The following is a 22,159-nucleotide window of genomic DNA, read 5'->3' as shown; positions in this document are numbered from 1 at the left end:
TCGCGAGCGCGCGATTCTACCGCCCGGGACGGGCGCCGCGGGTCAGGCCACGGCCAGGTCGCGGCGCGGCCGCGGCTGCTGCGCCTGGCCGCGCGCGTCGTACTCGGGCGCGCTCTCCAGGCGTCCCAGGTGCCGCAGGGCCCAGTTCACCTCGCGCCGCCGCCGCGCCAGCAGCGCGCCATTGCTGCGGTTGGCCTCGGCCAGTTCGGCCAGCCGCTGCGCGTGGCCGTCCGGCAGCGCGGCTTCCAGCGCGCGCAGCGCGGCGAGCTTCTCCTGGGTGGCGCGGACCAGCAGCTCCACATCGTGGTCCAGCAGCGCGCGCCGTTCCTCGGCCAGCGCCGCGGCCAGGCGGTCCAGGGCATCGTCGCTGGCGTGCGCGCGGTCCATGGTCAGCCCAGCAGGCGCTCCATCCGGAGCATGCGGTCGGCGATGGCCGCCGGGTCGGCGCGGTAGCTGCCCGCTTCCAGCGCCTGCCGGACCTGGGCCACGCGCGCGGCGTCCACCGCGGGCGCCGCGGCCAGCTCGCGCTGCAGCGCCTGCAGGCCCGCGGTCTCGCCGGTCAGGCGCAGGCTGTCGCCGGGCTGGGCGGCCTGGACCGGGGCGGAACGGTCCGCACCGGCGGGAGCGACGCGGCCGGCGGCCGGGTCGATGCCGCGCACGGCCGGGGGCGGGACGCCTTCGATCTTCTGGCTCATGGGAGCGGATCCTTGTACGGGTACGCGAGGGGTATCGGCAGGGACAGGGATGACTTTAGCGGACCGGGGGGGGCGGGTTCATGGGCCGACCAGGACGTCGCCGCCCGCCCCCACCCGCCCCTGCAGGACCTTGCGCGAGGACAGGTTCTCCACCGTGACCCGCTCATCCTGGCCGGCGTCGCCCAGGGCGCGTCCGGCCACCCGGACTTCGACGCCCCCGCGCCGGGAGACCAGTGCGACCGTATCGCCGCGGCGTACCAGCCGGGGCGCGGCCAGGTCGCTGGCCGAAAGCACCGTGCCGGCCGGCAGGGTCCGCCGGGCCACCCGCCCGACCGCCTGCGCCGGATCCGACAGCGCCGCCCCGGCGATGCGCGAGACGTCGCGCTGCTCGGTGGCCAGGGCCTCGGCCGCGACCGGCTCGCCGGCCGCTACGCCCCGCGCCAGCACCACCACCGCCTGGCTGCGCCGCTGCCGCACCGGGACGAACAGGCGCCAGCCGTCCGGGCAGGCCACCTCGACCGTGCCCGCCGACGCCTGCCGCGCGACCAGCGGCCGCCCGCACAACGGCATGCGCAGGGCCGGATCCAGGCTGGCCTCGGCCTGCCCGCCGGGCACGGCCGACAGGGCCGCCTCGCGGATCGACGCCACCGGCTGGAAGCCGCCGCCCGCCACCGCCGGTATCGGCAGGCCGAGCAGGAACACGAGTGCGAGGCGGGACGGCAGCGACATCGGCGGACCTGTGAGGGACGACAACCTGCCCTAGCCCATGCAAGCGGCGTGCCGCGGCTGCGCTCAAGGCCGCGACCGCCCCGCCGATACCGGGCACATGGCGTACAACCTGCTCAACCGGATCGACCAGCGCACCCGCCTGGCAGGCCACAACCGCCTGGCGCTGCTGTTGTTCCGCCTCGGCGGCCGCCAGCTTTTTGGCGTCAACGTCTTCAAGGTGCAGGAGGTGCTGCGGCGCCCGCCGCTGTTCCAGCTGCCCGGGCTGCCGGGCCAGTTCGTGGGCGCGGCGGACGTGCGCGGCCGCTCGGTCCCCGTGCTGGACCTGGGCCTAGCGATCGGCCATCCCGAGCGCAACGCGCCGGGGGATGCGGACACCCAGTACCTGGTGGTGACCGAGTTCAACCGCTCGGTGCAGGGCTTCCTGGTCAGCGACGTCGAGCGCATCGTCAACATCGCCGTGGAGGACATCCACCCGCCCCCGGACCTGGGGGCCGAGAGTACCTACCTGACGGCCGTGACCCGCTTCCAGGACGAGCTGATCCAGGTGCTGGACGTGGAGAGCGTGCTGGCGGACATCACCCGTTCGCGGATGGACGCGGTGCTTTCGCCGGAGATGGTGCTGCCGCCCGGGTCGCCGCCGCTGCAGGTCCTGGTGGTGGACGATTCGCGGGTGGCGCGGCAGCAGATGCGCAGCATGCTGGACCAGTTGGGAGTGGGCGTGACCCTGCTGTCGGACGGCCGCCAGGCGCTGGACCACCTGCTGCAGGTGCACGCAGGCGGCGAGGACCCGACCCGCCGCTACGCCATGGTGATCTCCGACATCGAGATGCCGGCGATGGACGGCTACACCCTGACGACGGAAATCCGGCGCCACCCGGCCCTGGCGGGACTGTACGTGCTGCTGCACACCTCGCTGTCGGGGGTGTTCAACAACGCCATGGTCGAACGGGTGGGCGCCAACGCCTTCGTCGCCAAGTACAGCCCGCACGAGCTGGCCGAGCACGTGCTGGTGCGGCTGCGCGAGGTGGCCGGGGGCGCCTGAGCCGCGCGCCCCCGTTCTCGCCGGCCGGTCCTGGCACGCGCCTTGCCTGTCTTCCGGGCGACGGTCCGCCCGGAGGCGCCCATGCCCGACCCGATCTCCACCTATTTCGGCGTGCACGCCGACGCCCTGCCGCTGCGCGAGCAACGCATGAAGCTGCTCGCCAGCAACCTGGCCAACGCCGACACCCCGGGGTACCAGGCCCAGGACCTGGACTTCGACGCCGCCCTGGCCGCGGCGCGCCGCCAGCGCGAAGGCAGCGCCGTGCCCGGCGCGCGCGCCACCCACGAGCGCCACCTCGGCGATGCCCTGGACCTGGGCGCGGCGCCGTTCCGGTTTGCGCGCCCGGCCGGCCAGCCCAGCCTGGACGGCAACACCGTGGATCCGGACGCCGAGCGCGCCGCCTACGGCCGCGCCGCGCTGGAGTACCGCGCCTCGCTGAGCTTCCTCGAATCCAAGGTGCGCACCCTGCTCACCGCCATCACCGGACAGTAAGCCATGAGCAACCTGCCGATCTTCGACGTCGCCGGTTCCGCGCTGCAGGCGCAGTCCGTGCGCCTGAGCACCATCGCCAGCAACCTGGCCAACGCCGACTCGGTGGCCGGCTCGCCCGAGGCCGTCTACCGGCCGCTGCAGCCGGTGTTCCAGGCACAGGCCAGCGCCAGCGACCCCAGCCTCACCGGCGTGCGCGTGCGCCAGATCGCCCAGAGCGAAGCGCCGCCGGTGCGCCGCTACGAGCCCGGCCATCCGCTGGCCGACGCGGACGGGTACGTGTTCGCGCCGGACGTGGACCCGGTGGCGCAGATGGTCGATCTGATCTCCGCCTCGCGCAGCTACCAGGCCGGCGTGGAAGTGATCAACACCGCCAAGGAACTCGCCCTGGCCACCCTGACCATGGGCCGCTGAGGAGTCCGCGCGTGAACAGCATCGCCAGCGACATCTATGCCAGCCTCGGCCTGGCCGCGCCTCCGGCGCAGCAGGACAAGAAGGACGCCGCGCTCGGCCAGGCCGATTTCCTGCGCCTGATGACCGAGCAGCTCAAGCACCAGGACCCGCTCAAGCCGATGGAGAACAGCGCTTTCCTCGGGCAACTGGCGCAGTTCTCCACGGTCCAGGGCATCCAGGACCTCAACGGCCAGGTCCGCGACTTCTCCGCCGCGCTGGGGGCGGACCAGTTGCTGCGCGGCGCCTCCCTGGTCGGCCGGACCGTGCTGGTGCCTTCGGCCAAGGTGGCGCTGGGCCAGGACGGCGGCGCCAGCGGCGCGGTGGCCGCGCCCAACGCCGGGACGGTGGTGTTCCAGGTCACCGACGCCAGCGGCCGCACCGTGCGCGAGTTCAGCGTCGCGGCCGAACGCTCCGGCGAGGTCGCCTTCGCCTGGGACGGCACCGACGCGGCCGGCGAGCGGCTGCCGCCCGGGGCCTACGGCATCCAGGCCCGGCACGTGGACGCCACCGGCGCCATCACCCGGCTGGACACCTACGTCCACGGGCGGGTGGAGAGCGTGACCGTCGGCAGCGACGGCCTGCACGTCAACCTGCCCGGCCTGGGCACCGCCCCGCTCGACTACGTGCTCCGCGTGAGCTGAGCACCGTTCCTCCGCAAGCCTTCCGCAGGAGTACGCCATGAGCTTCAACACCTCCCTGTCCGGCATCAACGCCGCCAGCAGCGACCTCAACGTCACCGCCAACAACATCGCCAACGTCAACACGACCGGCTTCAAGGAGTCCCGGGCCGAGTTCGCGGACCTGTTCTCGTACACGTCCTGGGGGCTGGCGCGCAACGCCATCGGCGCCGGGGTGCGCCTGACCAACGTCGCCCAGCAGTTCTCCCAGGGCAACATCGAGCCCACCGGGCGCAGCCTGGACATGGCCATCGACGGCGAGGGCTTCTTCACCGTCAACAAGAACGGCGCCACCCTGTACACCCGCGCCGGGAACTTCCAGACCGACAACCAGGGCTTCGTCGTCACCCCCGACGGCGCGCGCCTGCAGGTGTTCGCCCCGCGCAGCAACGGCGAGGGCTTCGACGTGGGCCGCATGGGCGACCTGCGACTGCAGACCACCGACAGCCCGCCGCGGCAGACCGGGCTGGTGGAGCTGATGGCCACGCTGCCCGGCAACGCCGCCGCGCCGGCAGTGGCTCCGTTCGACCCGGCCGACGCCAACACCTACAACGAATCCACGGGCGGAGTGACCGTGTATGACTCGCTGGGCGTCAGCCACGTGCAGACCTCGTACTTCGTCAAGACCGCCAACCCGAACGAATGGCAGGTCTACAACTACGTCGACGGCACCCAGGTCGGCACGCCGACGACACTGCAGTTCTCCGACAGCGGCGAGCTGCTGGTCCCGGCCAACGGCCGGATCGTCATGGACCCGTTCACCCCGGCCACCGGCGCGGGCGTGCTGAACATGACCCTGGACCTGACCGGCACCACCCAGTACGGCGAGCGCTTCGCGCTGCGCGGGGTGAACCAGGACGGCTACGCCAGCGGCAAGCTCAACGAGATCAGCATTTCGCAGGAGGGCGTGGTGTTCGCCCGCTACTCCAACGGTGCCGACGTGGCCCTGGGCCAGGTGGCGTTGACCACCTTCGTCAACCCCCAGGGCCTGCAGCCGCAGGGCAACAACATGTGGGGCGAGAGCTACGCCTCGGGCACGCCGCGCACCGGCGCGCCGGATACCTCGGATTTCGGCCAGATCCAGTCCGGCGCGCTGGAGTCCTCGACCGTGGACCTGACCGAGCAGTTGGTGAACATGATCGTGGCCCAGCGCAACTTCCAGGCCAACGCGCAGATGATCACCACCCAGGACCAGGTCACGCAGACAGTGATCAACATCCGGTGACCGGGCTCCGGGACAGGGCCAGGGCGTCGCGCAAGCGCCGGCCGGCCCGTCCCGGTCGCCCCGCACCGGTCCCCGCCCCGCCCGGAGTCCGGCCGCCATGGACAAAGCCCTCTACATCGCCATGACCGGCGCCCGCGCCTCCCTGCAGGCGCAGGGCACGGTCTCGCACAACCTGGCCAATGCCGACACCGCCGGGTTCAAGGCGGCGCTGGCCAATACCGAGGCGTTTCCGGTGCACGGCCCGGGGCACGCTTCGCGCACCGCGGCGCTGCACGTGGACCAGGGCTTCGACGCCCGCGCCGGCGCGCAGCGGGTGACCGGCAACCCGCTGGACGTCTCGCTGCACCCGGACCGCTGGCTGGCGGTGCAGGCCGCGGACGGCAGCCAGGCCTATACCCGCGCCGGCAATCTGGCGCTGACGCCCAACGGGCAGCTGGTCACCGCCGGCGGGCGGCCGTTGCTGGACCCGCAGGGCAATCCCATCGCCCTGCCCCCGCACCAGGCGCTGGAGATCGGCCACGACGGCACGCTCTCCATCGTCCCGCTCGGTCAGGGCGCGGACACCCTGGCCGAAGTCGGCCGCCTGCACGTGGTCCAGGCCACCCCGGACCGGCTGGTGCGCGGCCTGGACGGGCTGATGCGCAGCGCCGACCCGGCGCAGCCGCCGCCGCCGGCCGCCGGTGCGGTCCTGTCCACCGGGATGCTGGAGGAGAGCAATGTCGACGCCGCCGGGGCGTTGGTGCAGATGATCCAGTTGCAGCGGCAGTTCGAAATGCAGGTCAAGGTGATCCAGCGCGGCGACGACAATGCGCAGGCGGCCAATACCCTGCTGCGCCTGGGCGGCTGAGGCCGGGCGTCAATCGATCGTCGCCGGGCCGGGCGCCAGGGGCGCCGGCCGTGCCGCGCGGCCATCGACTCCCGAGGGCCAGGGCGCCCGCAAGGGGTGGGCGTCGATATCGAAGCGTCGTCGCGCGCAGGCGCCGCGGTTCTGGCACGCGCCCTGCATGTTTCCCCGCGTCACTCCGTCTTCCGAGGTATGCGCCATGAACCAGGCACTGTGGGTCGCCAAGACCGGACTGGACGCACAGCAGACGCGGATGTCGGTGGTGGCCAACAACCTGGCCAACACCAACACCACCGGCTTCAAGCGCGACCGCGCCAACTTCGAGGACCTGCTGTACCAGCAGGTGCGCCAGCCGGGCGGCGCGACCTCGGCGCAGACCCAGTTGCCTTCCGGCCTGCAGCTGGGCACCGGGGTGCGCGTGGTGTCCACCGCCAAGGACTTCCAGCAGGGCAATCCGCAGCAGACCGGGCGGTCGCTGGACGTGATGATCAACGGCCGCGGGTTCTTCGAAGTGCTGATGCCCGACGGCACCTCGGCCTACACCCGCGACGGCAGCTTCCAGGTCAACGCCCAGGGCGAACTGGTCACCAGCAGCGGCTATCCGGTGCAGCCGGGCATCCAGATCCCCGAGGGCGCGCAGTCGCTGACCATCGGCAACGACGGCACGGTGACGGTGCAGGTGGCCGGCGAGGCGCAGTCGCTGGAGATCGGGGCGCTGACCCTGACCGATTTCGTCAATCCGGCCGGCCTGCAGGCGCGCGGCGAGAACCTCTACGTGGAGACCACCGCCTCGGGGCCGGCGCAGAACGGCACGCCCGGCCTCAACGGCCTGGGCCTGCTGGTGCAGGGATCGCTGGAGGGCAGCAACGTCAACGTGGTGGAGGAGCTGGTGAGCATGATCGAGACGCAGCGCGCCTACGAGATGAACGCCAAGGCCATCTCCACCACGGACGCCATGCTCGGCTACCTGAACAACAACGTCTGACCGCGGCACCACGAGGCCCGCCATGAAGCGCCAGGCACTGTTCCTCGCCCTGCTCCCGACCGCCGCGCTGTCGCTGGGCGGCTGCGTCGCCGCCGGCGACGTGCGTCCCTACCCGCCCATGGCGCCGGTGGCGCCGCTGGCGGCCACCGCCACGCCGGCCACCCCCGGGGCGATCTACCCGGGCGGACAGGGGCTGTCGCTGTACGCCGACCGCGTCGCGCGCGACGTCGGCGACCTGCTGACCATCCAGCTGGTCGAGTCCACCACCGCGCAGACCAGCGCCAGCACGCAGGTGGCCAAGAACGGCCAGATCGAGGTCTCGGCGCCGGCGCTGTTCGGCGGGCCGGTCACCTACCACGGGCGCGACATCCTCTCGGCCTCGGCCGCCGCCGAGCGCGAGTTCGACGGCCAGGGCCGCAGCCAGCAGAGCAACCGCCTGCAGGGCAGCGTCACCGTCACCGTGGTCCAGCGCCTGCCCAACGGCAACCTGGTGGTCCAGGGCGAAAAGAACCTGCGTCTGAACCAGGGCGACGAGCTGGTGCAGATCCAGGGCATCGTGCGCCCGGCCGACATCGGCCACGACAACACCGTGCCCTCGAGCAAGGTCGGCCAGGCCCGGATCGTCTACGGCGGCCGCGGTGCGCTGGCGCAGTCCAACGCGATGGGCTGGCTGGGCCGCTTCTTCAACTCGCGCCTGGCGCCCTACTGAGGAGCCCCCATGCAACCCGAGCCTTCGTCCCGCACTCGCCCCAGGTGGCTGTCGGTCCTCCTGCTGCTGGTCGCGCTCCCGGCCCAGGCCGAGCGCATCAAGGACCTGGCCAGCGTCGGCGGCGTGCGCGGCAACGCCCTGGTCGGCTACGGCCTGGTGGTGGGCCTGGACAACAGCGGCGACCGCACCAGCCAGGCGCCGTTCACCGTGCAGAGCCTGAGGAACATGCTCGGCGAACTGGGCGTGACCATCCCGCCCAACGTCAACCCGCAGCTGAAGAACGTGGCCGCGGTGGCGATCCACGCCGAACTGCCGCCCTTCGCCAAGCCCGGCCAGACCATCGACGTGACCGTGTCCTCGATCGGCAACGCGGTCTCCCTGCGCGGCGGCTCGTTGCTGATGGCACCGCTGCGCGGCGCCGACGGCCAGGTCTACGCCATCGCCCAGGGCAACCTGGTGGTCGGCGGCTTCGGCGCCCAGGGACGGGACGGCTCGCGGGTGTCGGTGAACGTGCCCAGCGTCGGCCGCATCCCCAACGGCGCCACGGTCGAGCGCGCGCTGCCGGACGTGTTCGGCGCCGGCGGCGAGATCAAACTGAACCTGCACCGCAACGACTTCACCACCGTCGCGCGCATGGTGCAGGCGCTGGAGCAGGCCTTCGGCCCGGGAGTGGCGCGGGCGGTGGACGGGGTCACCGTCGCGCTCGCGGCACCCACCGACCCGGGCGCGCGGATCGGCTTCCTGGCCCGGGTCGAAAACCTGGAACTCACCCCGGGCAGTGCGCCGGCCAAGGTGATCGTCAACTCGCGCACCGGTACGGTGGTGATCGGCTCGCAGGTGCGGGTGATGCCGGCCGCGGTCTCGCACGGCGCGCTGACCGTCACCATCGGCGAGGACCTGCAGGTCAGCCAGCCGGGCGCCTTCACCGGCGGCAGCACCGTCGTCGCGCCCTCCTCCACCGTCGGCACCTCGCAGGAAGGCAGCCGCATGTTCAAGTTCGAAGGCGGCACCACCCTGGACGAGATCGTGCGCGCGGTGAACGAGGTCGGGGCGGCGCCGGGCGACCTGATCGCCATCCTCGAGGCGCTGCGCCAGGCCGGTGCGCTGCGCGTGGAGCTGGAGGTGATCTGATGCGCATCGCCGGGTCGCCGATGGAGCTGGCGCCCGCGCCGCGGGCCGATGCCGCGCGCATCGACCAGGTCGCGCGCCAGCTCGAGGGCCAGTTCGCGCAGATGCTGGTCAAGAGCATGCGCGACGCCAGCTTCGGCGACGCCCTGTTCCCGGGCGAGAACCGGACCTTCCGCGACCTCTACGACCAGCGGCTGGCCCAGGCCCTGACCGAGGGCAAGGGCCTGGGGCTGGCGCCGATGATCGCGCGCCAGCTGGCCCGGCAGAGCGGCGCGGCCGAGACGCAGGCGCCCCCGGCGCCGGACGCCCGCATCGGCCCGACGCGCGCGGCGGCGGCCTACGCGCGCACCGACGCGGCCACCGCAGCGCCGGTGGCCACCGCCGTGGACCGCGCCCTGGACCTGATCGCCGGCCGTGAGGCCGAGGGTGCGTCCGATGGCGCCTCGCCGCTGGACGCGCTGGTGCAGCGGCTGATGGCCGCGCCGCGCGCTGCGCTGGCCTCCGCGCGCGAACCTGATCCGGCGGCCGCCGCCGCGGCGGAACAGGCCGCCGCCGGCTTCGCCCCGCGCAGCCCGGAACGCTTCGTGGCCGGCATCTGGCACCACGCCCAGGCCGCGGCCCGCGAGCTAGGCGTGGACGCGCGCGCGCTCGTGGCCCAGGCCGCGCTGGAAACCGGCTGGGGCCGCAGGCAGATCCAGCGCGCGGACGGCGGTAGCGCGCACAACCTGTTCGGGATCAAGGCCGCCGGCTGGCGCGGCGAGCGCGCCACCGCGAGCACCCACGAATATGTGGACGGCGTGCGCCGGCGCGAGACCGCGCAATTCCGCGCCTATGCATCGCCGGCCGAGAGCTTCGCCGACTACGTGCGGCTGCTGAAGGAGAACCCGCGCTACCGCCAGGCGCTGCAGTCCGGCGGCGACGTCGGCCGCTTCGCCCGCGCCCTGCAACAGGCCGGCTACGCCACCGATCCCTCCTATGCGGCCAAGATCGCCGCCATCGCCAACGGGCCGACCATCGGCCGCGCGGCGGAGGCGATCGCCGGGGTCGCCGCACACATGCGGGCCGCGGCGCCGGCGGGCGCCGGCCAGGCCGTCGCCAGCGCCCTGGGCGCCGCCACCCGGAGATAATCCCGATGTCCGTCCTGTCCACCGGCACCGGCGCCCTGATCGCGTTCCAACGCGCCCTGGCCACCGTCAGCCACAACGTCGCCAACCTCAACACCGAAGGCTACAGCCGGCAGCGCGCCGAGTTCGCCACCCGCAACCCCACCTTCCAGGGGTACGGCTACGTCGGCAACGGCGCCACCATCGCCGACATCCGCCGCCTGGGCGACGAATTGGCCAACTCGCGGCTGCTGGACAGCGGCGGCGAACTGGCGCGGCTGCAGCAGCTGGCCGGCCTGTCCGGGCGCGTGGACAAGCTGTTCTCCGATCCCGCCACCGGCCTCTCCGGCGCCTGGTCCAGCTTCTTCGACGCGGTGTCCGCGCTCTCCTCCGATGCCTCGGCCGCCGCCGGGCGCGAGCAACTCCTGGCGCAGGGCAAGGCGCTGGCCGGCCGCTTCGGCCAGCTGGACGCGCAACTGCGCGCCCTGGATGCGGAAGTCGGCCAGGGCCTGGTCGCCGGCGCACAGGAGATCAACCGGCTGGCGGCCGAGATCGCGCGCCTCAATGCCCGCATCGGCGACGCCGCCAGCGCCGCGCCCGACCTGCTGGACCGGCGCGACCAGCTGGTGCGGGAACTGGCCGCCTACACCGGCGGCACCGCGGTCGTCCAGGACGGCGGCACGATCAACGTGTTCACCGCCGGCGGCCAGGCGCTGGTGATCGGCAGCCGCGCCTCCACGCTTTCCACGGTCGCCGACCCCTACCGGCCGGAGCGGCTGCAACTGGCGCTCACCAGCCAGGGCACCACCGTGCCCCTGGACCAGCGCAGCCTCGGCGGCCGCATGGGCGGGCTGATCGAGTTCCGCAGCAGCGTGCTGGACCCGGCGGCGGCCGAGCTGGGGCGCATCGCCGTGGCCACGGCCCTGACCTTCAACGCCGGCCACCGCGCGGGCATGGACCTCTACGGCAACCTGGGCGGGGACTTCTTCGCCGTACCCGCGCCGCGGGTCGCCGCGCGCGCCGGCAATGGCAGCGGCGCCAGTGTCGCCGCACGGGTCGACGATGTCTCGCGGCTGACCGGCCAGGACCTGGTGCTGCGCTTCGACGGCGCCGGCTGGACCGCGCACCGGGTGGACACGGGAGCGCCGGTGGCGCTGTCCGGCAGCGGCACCGCGGGCGACCCGCTGCGGGTGGACGGCCTGGCGCTGGTGGTGTCCACCGCCCCGCCCCCCGCCGAAGGCGACCGCTTCCTGCTGCAGCCCACCGCCGGCGCCGCATCCGGGCTGGGCCTGGCCATCACCGATCCCTCCCGCATCGCCGCGGCCACCCCGGTCTCGGCCAGCGCGCAACTGGGCAACCTCGGCAGCGGTCGCCTGTCGGGCCTGCGCGTGGACGACGCGACGCACCCGGCGCTGCTGGACGAGGTGGCGATCGAGTTCATCGATGCCGGCCAGTACACCATCGACGGCCAGGGGCCCTACCCGTACACCCCCGGGCAGACCCTGTCGGCCAACGGCTGGAGCCTGGTGCTGGACGGCGCGCCGGCCGCCGGCGACCGCTTCGTAGTCGCCGCCACTCCGCCGCGCTCGGGCGACAACGGCAACGCCGCCCGCCTGGCCGGCCTGGACGGCGCGCCCGTGCTCGGCGGCGGCACCTCCAGCCTGAACGACGCACTCGGCGGACTGGTCGCCGCGGTCGGCTCGGCCGCGCGGCAGACGCAATACTCGGCCGATGCGCAGCAGGTCATCCACGACGACGCCGTGGCCGCGCGCGAGGCGGTGTCCGGCGTCAACCTCGACGAGGAGGCGGCCAACATGCTCCGGTTGCAGCAGGCCTACCAGGCGGCGGCGCAGATCATCGCCACCGCCGACGCCATGTTCCAGTCCATCCTCGGCGCGGTGCGGCGATGAACGGGCGCATCTCCACCGCGGCGATCTACCAGCAGTCGGTGAGCCTGATGCTGGGCAAGCAGGCGCGGCTGTCGCACCTCCAGCAGCAACTGGCCACCGGGCAGAAACTGGTCACCGCCAAGGACGACCCGGTCGCCGCCGGCGCGGCCGTGGGACTGGACCGCGCGCTGGCGGCGCTGGAGCAATTCGGCAAGAACGCCAATACCGTGCAGAATCGCCTGGGCCTGCAGGAAAACGCGCTGCAGCAGGCCGGGGAATTGATGGCGCAGGTCAACGACCTGGCGATCCAGGCCAACAGCGCCGCACTCAGCAATGCCGATCGCAAGGCCATCGCCGCCGAACTGGCGGCCATCCACGACAGCCTGCTGAGCCTGGCCAACAGCACCGACGGCGCCGGACGCTACCTGTTCGCCGGCGCCGCCGACGACACCGCCCCGTTCTCGCAGGTCGCCGGCCGGGTGGTCTACAACGGCGACCAGACGCAACGCCGCGTGGAAGTGGCGCCCGGCGCCTTCGTCGACGACGCCCTGCCCGGCAGCGAGATCTTCATGCGCATCCGCACCGGCGACGGCACCGTGGACGCGCAGGCCTCGCCCGGCAACACCGGCACCGGCCTGCTGATGGACTACGGCCGCGCGCCCGGCACGGAGGCGTGGGACGGCCGCCGCTACACCGTGGAGTTCACCGCTCCGGACGCGTACCGGGTGGTGGACGAGGACGGCAACGAAGTGGCCACCGGCGCATATGCCGACGGCGCGGAAATCGCCTTCGCCGGCCTGCGCCTGACCGTCGCCGGCCAGCCCGCCGCCGGCGACAGCTTCGGCATCGGCCCTTCCGCCAGCAAGGACGTGTTCGCCACCATCGCCGACCTGGTCCAGGCCCTGAACGCCGATCCGGCCACGCCTGCGCAGCGTGCGGCGATGCAGAACGCGCTCCAGGCCGGCATGCGCGACGTGCGCCAGGCCGCGGAGCGGATGATCGATGCGCGCGCGGCCGGCGGCGCGCAATTGGCGGCCATCGACGACGCGGCCGAACTGCGCGCATCCAACGAAGTCACCTTCAAGACCACGCTCTCCTCGCTCCGCGACCTGGACTATGCCGCCGCGATCGGCCAGTTCCAGCTCGAGCAGGCCGCGCTGCAGGCCGCGCAGAACCTGTTCGTGCGGATGCAGGGGATGTCGTTGTTCGACCGCCTGCGCTGACGCCCCGCACGACCCGGCCTCGGGTCCGTCGGATCCTGCGCGCGGGCCTCAAGTTTCCCGCCGTCTCGCCGACGCCGCACTCCTGGCTTTCGTTGCGGCGCGCAACGCCGGAAAAAACGCGCCAGCGACCGCTAAAGGTCGCAACCGCAGTGCCGTTAATCCTCACAGCAGCGGCAACGGCCTATGTGATGGCCCCCCTGCGAAGGTCCTGGCGACGCCGATCGCGCCCGCCGGAAGAATCGCATCCGAGGAGATATCGAATGGCACAGGTCATCAATACCAACGTCATGTCGCTGAACGCTCAGCGCAACCTGACCACCAACAGCGCCAGCCTGGCGACCACGATCCAGCGCCTGTCCTCCGGCCTGCGCATCAACAGCGCCAAGGACGACGCCGCCGGCCTGGCGATCAGCCAGCGCTTCACCACCCAGATCCGCGGCCTGGACGTGGCCGCCCGCAACGCCAACGACGGCATCTCGCTGGCGCAGACCGCCGAGGGCGCGATGGTCGAGATCGGCAACAACCTGCAGCGCATCCGCGAACTGGCGGTGCAGTCGGCCAACGCCACCAATTCCCCCAGCGACCGCGAGGCGCTGAACGCCGAAGTCACCCAGCTGCTGAAGGAAATCGACCGCGTCGCCAACCAGACCAACTTCAACGGCACCAAGCTGCTGGACGGCAGCTTCAGCGGCGCCCTGTTCCAGGTCGGCGCCAACGCCGGCCAGACCATCGGCATCAACAGCATCGTCGACGCCAACACCGACAAGCTGGGCACCATGAACTTCGCCACGGACGCCGCGGTGGGTGCGGTGGCTTCCGGCCCGGCCACCGGCGCCGGCAAGATCTCGGGCATCACCGTCGGCGTCACCAGCACCGCTACCGGCGCCACGGCCCAGACCATCAACATCGACGACGTCAAGTACGAAAGCGGTGACACCGCCGTCGACATCAACAAGAAGATCGCCTCGGCCATCAACGACAAGATGGACCAGACCGGCGTGTATGCCAAGGTCGACGACAGCACCGGCGCGATCACCCTGCAGGCGATCAAGGCCGACCAGTACACCTCCGGCTTTACCGCCGGCACGGCGACCGCCGATACCGGCGTGAGCACCAGCGCCGCCGGCTTCACGGCCCAGGACGCCACCGCCGTCAGCAGCCAGTCCAAGATCGGCACCCTGGACATCTCCACCTTCGTCGGTGCGCAGAAGGCTCTGGAAGTGGTCGACAAGGCCCTGACCAGCGTCAACTCGGCCCGCGCCGACATGGGTGCGGTGCAGAACCGCTTCACCTCGACCATCGCCAACCTGGCCACCACCTCCGAGAACCTGTCGGCCTCGCGCAGCCGCATCCGCGACACCGACTACGCCAAGGAGACCGCCGAGCTGACCCGCACGCAGATCCTGCAGCAGGCCGGTACCGCGATGCTGGCCCAGGCCAAGTCGATCCCGCAGAACGTGCTGAGCCTGCTGCAGTAACCGCAGCCGACCCGGCCGAACGGAAGCCCCTCTCGCGAGGGGCTTCTTTTTGGTTCCTTTCCTTCCGCATGGCGACGCTCCCCGGGGCCTCGCAGCCGCGATGCCGTCGCCGCACGAGGCCGCCGGTCCCCGGGGAGATAGGGCGCAAGCGGCACAGGCAGGCGCTGCGCTCCGACCGAAAGCAGGATGCTGTTGGGAGGGGTGAACCCTGTCCGCGGGGACGGCGACCCCCTCCGGTGCCGGCGCGCGCTTCCACCCCGACCCGTCGTGCGGACCGATCACCCTGCGGACGAACGATGGGGGCTGCCGGCAGGATTCGGGACGAGCGCGGCGTGGGCCGCACGCAGCGGCACGCAAGTTGCATGGTCGCAGCCGGCGTCGTTCAAGCCGGGCGGACGGCGGCCGATAGATCGCCTGGTCACCTCCGGCCCGTGGAGAACGCGCATGGCCACCTCCCCCATCGGCTCCGGCCTGGACATCCCGTCCCTGGTTTCCCAACTGGTCGCCTCGGCGCGCGCGCCGACGGAAAAGCGCATCACCGGCGCCGGCGCCGCCGCGACCGCCAAGCTCTCGGCAGTGGGCCAGATCAAGAGCGCCATGACCGCGTTGCAGACCGCGCTGAAGAGCGTCGCCGACAAGGCCGGCACACCGGCCTACAAGGCGACTACGGCCGCCGAGGCGGGGTTTGCCGCCACCGCCACGTCCAAGGCCGTGGCCGGCAGCTACACCGTGGAGGTAGTGCGGCTGGCCACCGCGCAGAAACTGGCCTCGGGCGCGTTCGCGGACGAGGCCGTGGTGGGCGCCGGCACGCTGACCATCGGCCATGGCCAGGATGCGAGCGTGTCGGTGCAGATCGAGGCCGACGCCACGCTGGACGAGGTGGCCGCCGCCATCAACCGGGCGGCCGGCGGCAAGGGCGTGGTCGCCAGCGTGGTCGTTTCCGACCAGGGCAGGCACCTGGTCCTGACCGCGGCGGGCACCGGCGCGGGCAACGCCCTGTCGCTTTCGGCCAGCGGCGACGGACCGCAGGCGCTGGTCGCGGGAATGAGCGAGCAGGTCGCCGCGCAGGACGCACTGGTGCGGGTGGACGGCTTCGAGCGGTCCGCGGGCAGCAACAGCATCGGCGACATCGTACCGGGGGTGGTGCTCAACCTGACCAAGGCCGCCGAGGGCACCACGCACACGCTGACCGTGGCCTCGGACAGCGCGCCCCTCAAGACCAGCCTGACCGCCTTCGCCAGCGCCTACAACGCCGCGGTCGGCGCGCTGCGCTCGGCCAGCAGCTACGACAGCACCACCCGGACGGCCTCGGCGCTGACCGGGGATTCGCTGGTCCGCTCGCTGCAGCAGCAACTGCGCGACCACGTCAGCGCCAACGTGGCCCAGCTCAAGGCGCTGGGCATCGCCCTGGACAGGGACGGGACGATGAGCTTCGACCCCGCGGCCCTGGACGACACGCTCGCCGCCGATCCCGGTGCGGCCGCGGCCATGTTCGGCAAGGACGGCCGCTATGGCGCGGCCATGAAACGGCTGCTGGACAGCCATCTGGATTCGACCGACGGCACCCTCGCGCAGCGCACCGACAGCCTGAACAAGCAGATCGAGGACCTGGAGGGGCAGCTCGACGACCTGGACCTGCGCATGCGCCGGCTCTCGGACATGTACACGGCCCAGTTCACGGCCATGGAGACGATGATCGCGCAATTGCAGAGCAGCACCAGCTCGCTCTCCAGCCTGCTGGCCTCGTCGAGGAACGGCGGATGACGCTCAAGTCGCGGCCCGGCGTGCCGATGATTTCCGTGTCGCGCTGCTTCCGGCCACGATCGGATCCGCGGCGGCATCGCATCGCATCGCAGCGCCGCGCGAGCGCCGGGCCCCGCCCTTGGAGGAATGACCCACCCATGCACGGTTCCAGCCGCCACTACGCCGAGCAGTACCGCCGGACCGGCATCTCCGCCAGCGTGGCCGAGGCCGATCCCCACCGCCTGATCGCCCTGCTGTTCGAGGGCGCGGCCCAGCGCATCCGCCTGGCGCAGGGCTGCATCGCGCGCAACGATCCGGCCCGCAAGGGCAAGGCGATCGGCGAGGCCTGCGCCATCATCGGCCACCTGAACGGGTCCCTGGACCACGAGGCCGGCGGCGACCTCGCCGCCAACCTGTCGGCGCTGTACGACTACCTGGTGCGGCGCCTGACCGAGGCCAACCTGCACAACGACGCGGCGGTGCTGGACGAGGTGCTGCAACTGCTGGGCGAGATCGAATCGGCCTGGAACGCCATTCCCCAGTCGCAGCGCACGGCCGGCGCGACCTCCTGAGCATGCATACCGCCGAGTCCCTGCAGGCCGAGGTCGCCGCCATCCAGGCGGCGTTGGCCGGCGAGCGCCTGGCCGAGCTGCCGTCGATGCTGCAGGCGCACGACGCGCACCTGCGCAGCTACTGCCGGGGCGTGGACGTGGAGGCCCAGCGCCCGGCGCTGGAACGCCTGCAGGCGCTGCACTGGGAATTGCTGGCGCAGATGCGCCAGCGCCAGCAGGAACTGCTGGCGGCGATGCGCCAGCAACGCCGTTCCGGGCGCGTCGCCCGCGCCTACGCCCATGCGGGGGAAGCGTGATGGGCGGCGCGGAACGGTTGGCGCCCGCGGCCGAGGCCGAGCTGTTCGCCGAAGCGCTCAGTTGCGAGCTGGTGCTGCCGGCGGACTTCCGCGCCGGCGCCGATGCGGGCCGGCAGGCCGAGGCCGAGGCGCTGCTGCGCGGACTGGCCCGGATCGAGGATCTGCGCAGCGAGGACGGCGGCGAGGAACGCGGCGAGGCGCACCTGCAACTGCAGCACATGGACGCCAAGCTCGACCTGGCGCTGGTGCTGCTCGGCAGGCTGCTGAGCCAGTCCGCCCCGGCGCTGCCCGCCTGCCCGTTGCGCTGGTCGGCACGGGGCCTGCGCCTGCAGCTCGGCCAGCCCGACGACGGCGCCCTGCCCGCGGCCGGGACCGCCGGCGTGCTGCGGCTGCAGCCGGCCGACTGGCTGCCGGACCGGCTGGAACTCCCGGCCACGGTGCTGGCCGTCGCTCCAACGCCCGGGGGCGCCTGGCTCTGGCTGCGCTTCCCGCCGCTGAAACCGGGACTGGAGGACGCGCTCGAGCGGCACCTGTTCCGCATGCACCGCCGCCAGATCGCCGACGAACGGCGGCGCTGAGCGCCCCCCGTCCCTTGCGCCGCGCACAGCGCCGCCGGAGCCGGCGCGACCGCCTCGCAGCGGACCGCGCAACCTACAAAAGGCCGGCACGATCGGCTAAGGTGGCGGCGTCCATCCGGGGACCTTCCGCCTGCCCGTGCGAGTTCTGATCGTCGACGACCACACCCTGGTGCGCGCCGGGCTCAGCCGGCTCCTGCAGACCTTCCAGGGCGTGGACGTGGTCGCCGAGGCCAGCGATGCCGACCAGGCCGTGGACCTGGCGGCCATGCACCGGCCCGACCTGGTGCTGCTGGACCTCTCGCTCCCGGGGCGCACCGGGCTGGAAGCGCTCAGCGGCATCCTGGAGCGGGCACCCGGCACCCGCGTGGTCATGATGTCCATGCACGACGATCCGATGCACGTGCGCGACGCACTGGACCGGGGCGCGGCCGGCTTCGTGGTCAAGGACGCCGCGCCGCTGGAGCTGGAGCTGGCGCTGCGCGCCGCGGCCGCCGGCGAGATGTTCCTCAGTCCGCGCATCTCCTCGAAGATGATGGCGCCACTGCTGGCGCGCTCGCGCCCGGCCGGCGTGGCCGGGTTGCCGCCGCGGCAACGCGAGATCCTGGGCCAGATCGGGCGCGGGCTGAGCAGCAAGGAGATCGCCGCGGCGCTGGGAATCAGCGTCAAGACCGTGGAGACCCACCGCGCCCGGATGATGGAGGCGCTGGGATGCCGGCGCGCCAGCGAACTGGTGCTGCTGGCGGTCAAGCACCGCCAGGAACTGGGCTGAGCAGCCGGCTTTCCGGCGCGGCCGCGTCGGAAAGCCGCGAAGACATCGGGGATTCCCCTACACGCCGTAGGGGCGCCGACTACCGCCTTCAGGCACGCCCCGATTCAATTCCCGTCGGCGCAGGCGCAGCATGGTCCCGTCGGCGCCGCACTTCCGGCGCGCTGGGGAAGAACACCATGAAAGCCACCGCCTCGGTCCAGCTGGGGCAGCAGTTGCACTTGACGCCGCAACTGCTGCAGTCCATCCGCCTGCTGCAGCTGGACACGCTGCAGTTGCGGCAGGAGCTCGCCCAGGCGCTCGCGCTCAACCCGCTGCTGGAGCTGGAGGAGGAGACGCCGCCGGCCGCCGCCGACGACGCGCAGGACGCGGCGGCGATCCCCGCGCTGGAGACGGCGGCGTTCGACGAGTTGCCCGAGCCGGTGCTGTGGGACGTGGCCGGCGCCGGCTGGAACGAGGGCGGCGACGACCGCATGCAGCGCATCGCCGAGCCGGCGTCCAGCGACCCGTGCGTGCGCGTGCTGCAGCGCCTGGCGCTGGAACTGGATCCCCGGACGCTGGAGCTGGCCGCGTTCTGGCTGGAGCACTGCGACGACGCCGGCTACCTGGACGGCGACCACGGCGCCCTGCTGCTGCGCGCCTGCGCCCGGTTCGACGTGGCCGCAGAACGGATCGAGGCCGTGCGCCAGCGCCTGTTGCACGGCGAGCCGGCCGGGCTGGCCGCGCGCGACCTGCGCGAGTGCCTGCAGGCGCAGCTGGCCGCCCTGCCCGGCCCGGTCCCCCGGCGTCCGCTGGCGGCGCGCATCCTCGAACGCTGCATGGAGGAACTGGCCGTCCACGACCACGCCGCCATCGCCCGCCGGCTGCAGGTCGAGACCGCGGACGTGGCCGAGGCGGTGCGCCTGGTGCTGTCGCTGCAGCCGCGCCCGGCCCAGGCCGAGGCCGAGCCGGCCGAGGCCGGCTACGTGGTGCCGGACGTGGTCGCCTGGCACGCGGACGGGCAATGGCGCGTCGCGCTCAACCCCGCCTCGGCCCCCAGGCTGGCGGTCAACCCGCTCTACGAGCGCGCCCTGGCCCAGGCCGAGGGCGAAGGCGCCGGTCGCATGCGCGAGCTGCTGCAGGAAGCGCGCTGGCTCACCCGCGGCCTGTCCATGCGCTACGAGACCCTGCTGCGCACCGCGCGCGTGCTGGTCGAACGCCAAGCCGCCTTCCTGCGCCACGGCGAGGAGGCAATGGCGCCGCTGACCCTGCGGGAGGTGGCCGACGCCATCGGCATGCACGAGTCCACGGTCTCGCGCATCACCAGCGGCAAGTACATCCAGACTCCGCGCGGCACGTTCGAACTCAAGCATTTCTTCGCCGTGCGCCTGGAGGGCGCCAGCGTCTCCGGCGCCGCGGCCAGGGCCATGGTCCGGCGCCTGATCGAGTCCGAGCCGCCGCACCGCCCGCTGGCCGACGAGGCCATCGCCGCGCTGCTGGCCCGCCAGGGGGTGCACATCGCGCGCCGCACCGTGGCCAAGTACCGCGAGCAGCTGAACATCGCCCCGGCCCGCGAGCGGCGCCGGGACGCCCCTGACCTGCTGGCCCGCGCGGGCTGAGGCATCTTCCATGCGCAAGATCCGCGTACTGATCGTCGACGACCACGAGGGCTTCATCAACGCCGCCCTGCGCCACTTCCGCCGGCTGGAGTGGCTGGAGGTGGCCGGCACCGCCGGCAACGGGCTGGAGGCCATCGCCCGCTCCGAGGCCCTGCGCCCGGACGCAGTGCTGATGGACCTGGCCATGCCGGAGATGGGCGGCTTGCAGGCCACGCGCCTGATCAAGGCCCAGGACGACCCGCCCTATGTGGTGATCGCCAGCCATTTCGACGACGCCGAGCACCGCGAGCACGCCAGCCGCGCCGGCGCCGATGGTTTCGTCAGCAAGCTTTCCTACCTCCAGGAAGTGATGCCGATCCTGGAGCGCCTGTCCCGAGGTGAAGCATGAGCGAGTCCCGGATCCTGGTGCTGGACGCCCGCGCCGAGCGGGCCGAGCGGCTGTGCGGCTTGCTGGAGTTCATGGACCTCAACCCGCGCTGGGCGGCCTCGCCGGCGGACGTGTCCACCGCGCGGCACCGGCCCAGCGACTGGATGGCGGTAGTGGTCGGCGAACTCGACCGGGCGGACGCGGCGCGCACCCTGCTGGCCTGGCTGGCGGCCGCGCCGCTGCCGCCGCCGGTGCTGCTGCTGGAGGGCGACCCGTCCGCGTTCGCCGCCGCCCATGGCCTGCACGAGGCCGGCGTGTGGGCGCTGGAATCGCCGATCCGGCACGCCCAGCTGGAGGCCTGCCTGCGCCGCGCCAGCCTGGCGCGGCTGGACGCCGAGCGGCAGGTGGCCGGCGCCCTGTCCGCCGACGGCGGCCCCACCGGCAGCAGCGCGGCCGTGCAGCGACTGCGGCGGATGATCGCCCAGGTAGCCCCGTTCGACACCACGGTACTGGTGCTGGGCGAGTCCGGTACAGGCAAGGAGGTGGCCGCGCGCGCGATCCATCGCCAGTCCGCGCGGCGCGATGGCCCGTTCGTGGCCATCAACTGCGGCGCGATCCCGCCGGACCTGCTGGAGAGCGAACTGTTCGGCCACGAGAAGGGCGCCTTCACCGGCGCGCTGAGCGCGCGCAAGGGCCGCTTCGAGATGGCCGAGGGCGGCACCCTGCTGCTGGACGAGATCGGCGACATGAGCCTGCCGATGCAGGTCAAGCTGCTGCGCGTGCTGCAGGAGCGCAGCTTCGAGCGGGTCGGCGGCAACCAGACCATCCGCTGCGACGTACGGGTGATCGCCGCCACCCACCGCGACCTGGAGCAGCGCATCGCGCAGGGCCAGTTCCGCGAGGACCTGTTCTACCGGCTCAACGTGTTCCCGATCGAGATGCCGCCGCTGCGCGAGCGGCGCGAGGACCTGCCGGCGCTGGTGGACACCATCGCCGCCCAGCTGGCCCGGACCGGCCGCGGCGAGGTGCGCTTCGCCGAGAGCGCGCTGGCGGCACTGGCCGGCTACCCCTGGCCGGGCAACGTGCGCGAGCTGACCAACCTGGTCGAACGCCTGGCGGTGCTGCACCCCGGCGGCCTGGTGCGACTGGAGGACCTGCCGGCGCGCTACCGCGAACACTTGCCCGCGACGGCCGGCGCCCCGGCCGCGGCCCCGGCGGCGGCCGCGCCGGTCCGCGCGCCGGCGCCGCAGCCGGCGACCACCACGTCGCTGCCCGAGGACGGCCTGGACCTGCGCGAGCACATGGCGCAGATCGAGCTGAAGCTGATCCGGCAGGCGCTGGAGCGCACCCAGGGCGTGGTCGCCCACGCGGCGCAGTTGCTCGGCCTGCGCCGCACCACCCTGGTGGAGAAGCTGCGCAAGTACGGCATCGACCGCGAGGTCGTGGGTACGGAGGCCGAGCGCGCGGCGTGAGCCGCGCCGGGATGCGCGCCGCGGCCCTCCCGGCTGGCCCACGCCGATCCGGCGGACCGGGCAGTCCGCATTTCCCCGCCTCGTTCCACCCGCGCCAC

General features: G+C 72.9%; 24 protein-coding genes. 21 read left to right on the top strand and 3 right to left on the bottom strand.

Features of this window, described 5'->3' with window-relative positions:
* Positions 1-42: 42 nt before the first annotated feature.
* The 3 genes from PSEJ35_RS0106525 to flgA all read right to left on the bottom strand — a co-directional run bounded on the left by PSEJ35_RS0106525 (position 43) and on the right by flgA (position 1,424).
* Positions 43-387, bottom strand: a complete 345-nt coding sequence (locus PSEJ35_RS0106525; RefSeq protein ID WP_028917096.1) for a hypothetical protein — start codon at positions 385-387, stop codon at positions 43-45.
* 2 nt (positions 388-389) lie between these two features.
* Positions 390-695, bottom strand: a complete 306-nt coding sequence (gene flgM / locus PSEJ35_RS0106520) for a flagellar biosynthesis anti-sigma factor FlgM (RefSeq protein WP_028917095.1) — start codon at positions 693-695, stop codon at positions 390-392.
* 78 nt (positions 696-773) lie between these two features.
* Positions 774-1,424, bottom strand: coding sequence for a flagellar basal body P-ring formation chaperone FlgA (gene flgA, locus PSEJ35_RS0106515; protein ID WP_028917094.1), 651 nt, complete (start codon positions 1,422-1,424; stop codon positions 774-776).
* A 97-nt stretch (positions 1,425-1,521) separates the two neighbouring features.
* Here flgA and PSEJ35_RS0106510 point away from each other — a divergent pair, with 97 nt between their 5' ends.
* The 21 genes from PSEJ35_RS0106510 to PSEJ35_RS0106410 all read left to right on the top strand — a co-directional run bounded on the left by PSEJ35_RS0106510 (position 1,522) and on the right by PSEJ35_RS0106410 (position 22,061).
* Positions 1,522-2,466, top strand: a complete 945-nt coding sequence (locus PSEJ35_RS0106510) for a chemotaxis protein (RefSeq protein ID WP_028917093.1) — start codon at positions 1,522-1,524, stop codon at positions 2,464-2,466.
* 81 nt (positions 2,467-2,547) lie between these two features.
* The gene (gene flgB / locus PSEJ35_RS0106505; RefSeq protein ID WP_028917092.1) at positions 2,548-2,958 is read left to right on the top strand and encodes a flagellar basal body rod protein FlgB; all 411 of its coding nucleotides are present in this window, start codon (positions 2,548-2,550) and stop codon (positions 2,956-2,958) included.
* Between the two features lie 3 nt (positions 2,959-2,961).
* The gene (gene flgC, locus PSEJ35_RS0106500) at positions 2,962-3,369 is read left to right on the top strand and encodes a flagellar basal body rod protein FlgC (protein ID WP_028917091.1); all 408 of its coding nucleotides are present in this window, start codon (positions 2,962-2,964) and stop codon (positions 3,367-3,369) included.
* A gap of 11 nt (positions 3,370-3,380) precedes the next feature.
* Complete coding sequence (locus PSEJ35_RS0106495; RefSeq protein ID WP_028917090.1) at positions 3,381-4,049, top strand: flagellar hook capping FlgD N-terminal domain-containing protein; 669 nt, start codon at positions 3,381-3,383, stop codon at positions 4,047-4,049.
* Between the two features lie 37 nt (positions 4,050-4,086).
* Positions 4,087-5,310, top strand: coding sequence for a flagellar hook protein FlgE (flgE, locus tag PSEJ35_RS0106490; RefSeq protein WP_028917089.1), 1,224 nt, complete (start codon positions 4,087-4,089; stop codon positions 5,308-5,310).
* A 97-nt stretch (positions 5,311-5,407) separates the two neighbouring features.
* Positions 5,408-6,157 (top strand): flagellar basal body rod protein FlgF, encoded by a 750-nt coding sequence (locus PSEJ35_RS0106485; protein ID WP_028917088.1) that lies wholly within the window; start codon positions 5,408-5,410, stop codon positions 6,155-6,157.
* Positions 6,158-6,353: 196 nt separating this feature from the next.
* Entirely contained in the window at positions 6,354-7,139 is a 786-nt protein-coding gene (flgG, locus tag PSEJ35_RS0106480) for a flagellar basal-body rod protein FlgG (protein WP_028917087.1), read from the top strand.
* A 22-nt stretch (positions 7,140-7,161) separates the two neighbouring features.
* On the top strand, positions 7,162-7,848 hold the full coding sequence (gene flgH / locus PSEJ35_RS0106475; RefSeq protein ID WP_028917086.1) for a flagellar basal body L-ring protein FlgH: 687 nt from the start codon (positions 7,162-7,164) through the stop codon (positions 7,846-7,848).
* A gap of 9 nt (positions 7,849-7,857) precedes the next feature.
* Entirely contained in the window at positions 7,858-8,979 is a 1,122-nt protein-coding gene (locus tag PSEJ35_RS0106470; RefSeq protein ID WP_028917085.1) for a flagellar basal body P-ring protein FlgI, read from the top strand.
* A complete protein-coding gene (gene flgJ / locus PSEJ35_RS0106465; RefSeq protein WP_028917084.1) occupies positions 8,979-10,103 on the top strand; it encodes a flagellar assembly peptidoglycan hydrolase FlgJ in 1,125 nt (374 codons plus the stop codon). Before PSEJ35_RS0106470 ends, flgJ begins: the two co-directional genes overlap by 1 nt.
* Before the next feature lie 5 nt (positions 10,104-10,108).
* Positions 10,109-11,989, top strand: coding sequence for a flagellar hook-associated protein FlgK (gene flgK / locus PSEJ35_RS0106460; RefSeq protein WP_028917083.1), 1,881 nt, complete (start codon positions 10,109-10,111; stop codon positions 11,987-11,989).
* Positions 11,986-13,191, top strand: coding sequence for a flagellar hook-associated protein FlgL (gene flgL / locus PSEJ35_RS0106455; protein ID WP_028917082.1), 1,206 nt, complete (start codon positions 11,986-11,988; stop codon positions 13,189-13,191). Before flgK ends, flgL begins: the two co-directional genes overlap by 4 nt.
* A 260-nt stretch (positions 13,192-13,451) precedes the next feature.
* The gene (locus PSEJ35_RS0106450; RefSeq protein ID WP_028917081.1) at positions 13,452-14,669 is read left to right on the top strand and encodes a flagellin; all 1,218 of its coding nucleotides are present in this window, start codon (positions 13,452-13,454) and stop codon (positions 14,667-14,669) included.
* Positions 14,670-15,113: 444 nt separating this feature from the next.
* Positions 15,114-16,433 (top strand): flagellar filament capping protein FliD, encoded by a 1,320-nt coding sequence (fliD, locus tag PSEJ35_RS0106445; protein WP_028917080.1) that lies wholly within the window; start codon positions 15,114-15,116, stop codon positions 16,431-16,433.
* Positions 16,434-16,570: 137 nt separating this feature from the next.
* Positions 16,571-16,984, top strand: a complete 414-nt coding sequence (gene fliS / locus PSEJ35_RS0106440; protein WP_028917079.1) for a flagellar export chaperone FliS — start codon at positions 16,571-16,573, stop codon at positions 16,982-16,984.
* Between the two features lie 2 nt (positions 16,985-16,986).
* Entirely contained in the window at positions 16,987-17,280 is a 294-nt protein-coding gene (locus PSEJ35_RS0106435) for a hypothetical protein (protein WP_028917078.1), read from the top strand.
* Positions 17,280-17,858 (top strand): PilZ domain-containing protein, encoded by a 579-nt coding sequence (locus tag PSEJ35_RS0106430; protein ID WP_028917077.1) that lies wholly within the window; start codon positions 17,280-17,282, stop codon positions 17,856-17,858. The genes PSEJ35_RS0106435 and PSEJ35_RS0106430 overlap by 1 nt, the downstream gene beginning before the upstream one ends.
* 136 nt (positions 17,859-17,994) lie before the next feature.
* Positions 17,995-18,627 (top strand): response regulator transcription factor, encoded by a 633-nt coding sequence (locus tag PSEJ35_RS0106425; RefSeq protein ID WP_028917076.1) that lies wholly within the window; start codon positions 17,995-17,997, stop codon positions 18,625-18,627.
* Positions 18,628-18,803: 176 nt separating this feature from the next.
* Entirely contained in the window at positions 18,804-20,222 is a 1,419-nt protein-coding gene (rpoN, locus tag PSEJ35_RS0106420) for an RNA polymerase factor sigma-54 (protein ID WP_028917075.1), read from the top strand.
* A gap of 10 nt (positions 20,223-20,232) precedes the next feature.
* Complete coding sequence (locus tag PSEJ35_RS0106415; RefSeq protein ID WP_028917074.1) at positions 20,233-20,610, top strand: response regulator transcription factor; 378 nt, start codon at positions 20,233-20,235, stop codon at positions 20,608-20,610.
* Positions 20,607-22,061, top strand: coding sequence for a sigma-54-dependent Fis family transcriptional regulator (locus PSEJ35_RS0106410; RefSeq protein WP_028917073.1), 1,455 nt, complete (start codon positions 20,607-20,609; stop codon positions 22,059-22,061). Before PSEJ35_RS0106415 ends, PSEJ35_RS0106410 begins: the two co-directional genes overlap by 4 nt.
* Positions 22,062-22,159 lie beyond the last annotated feature (98 nt).

This window comes from Pseudoxanthomonas sp. J35 (assembly GCF_000513995.1).
Classification (GTDB): Bacteria; Pseudomonadota; Gammaproteobacteria; order Xanthomonadales; family Xanthomonadaceae; genus Pseudoxanthomonas.
This window is presented reverse-complemented; position numbering and strand designations above follow the sequence as displayed.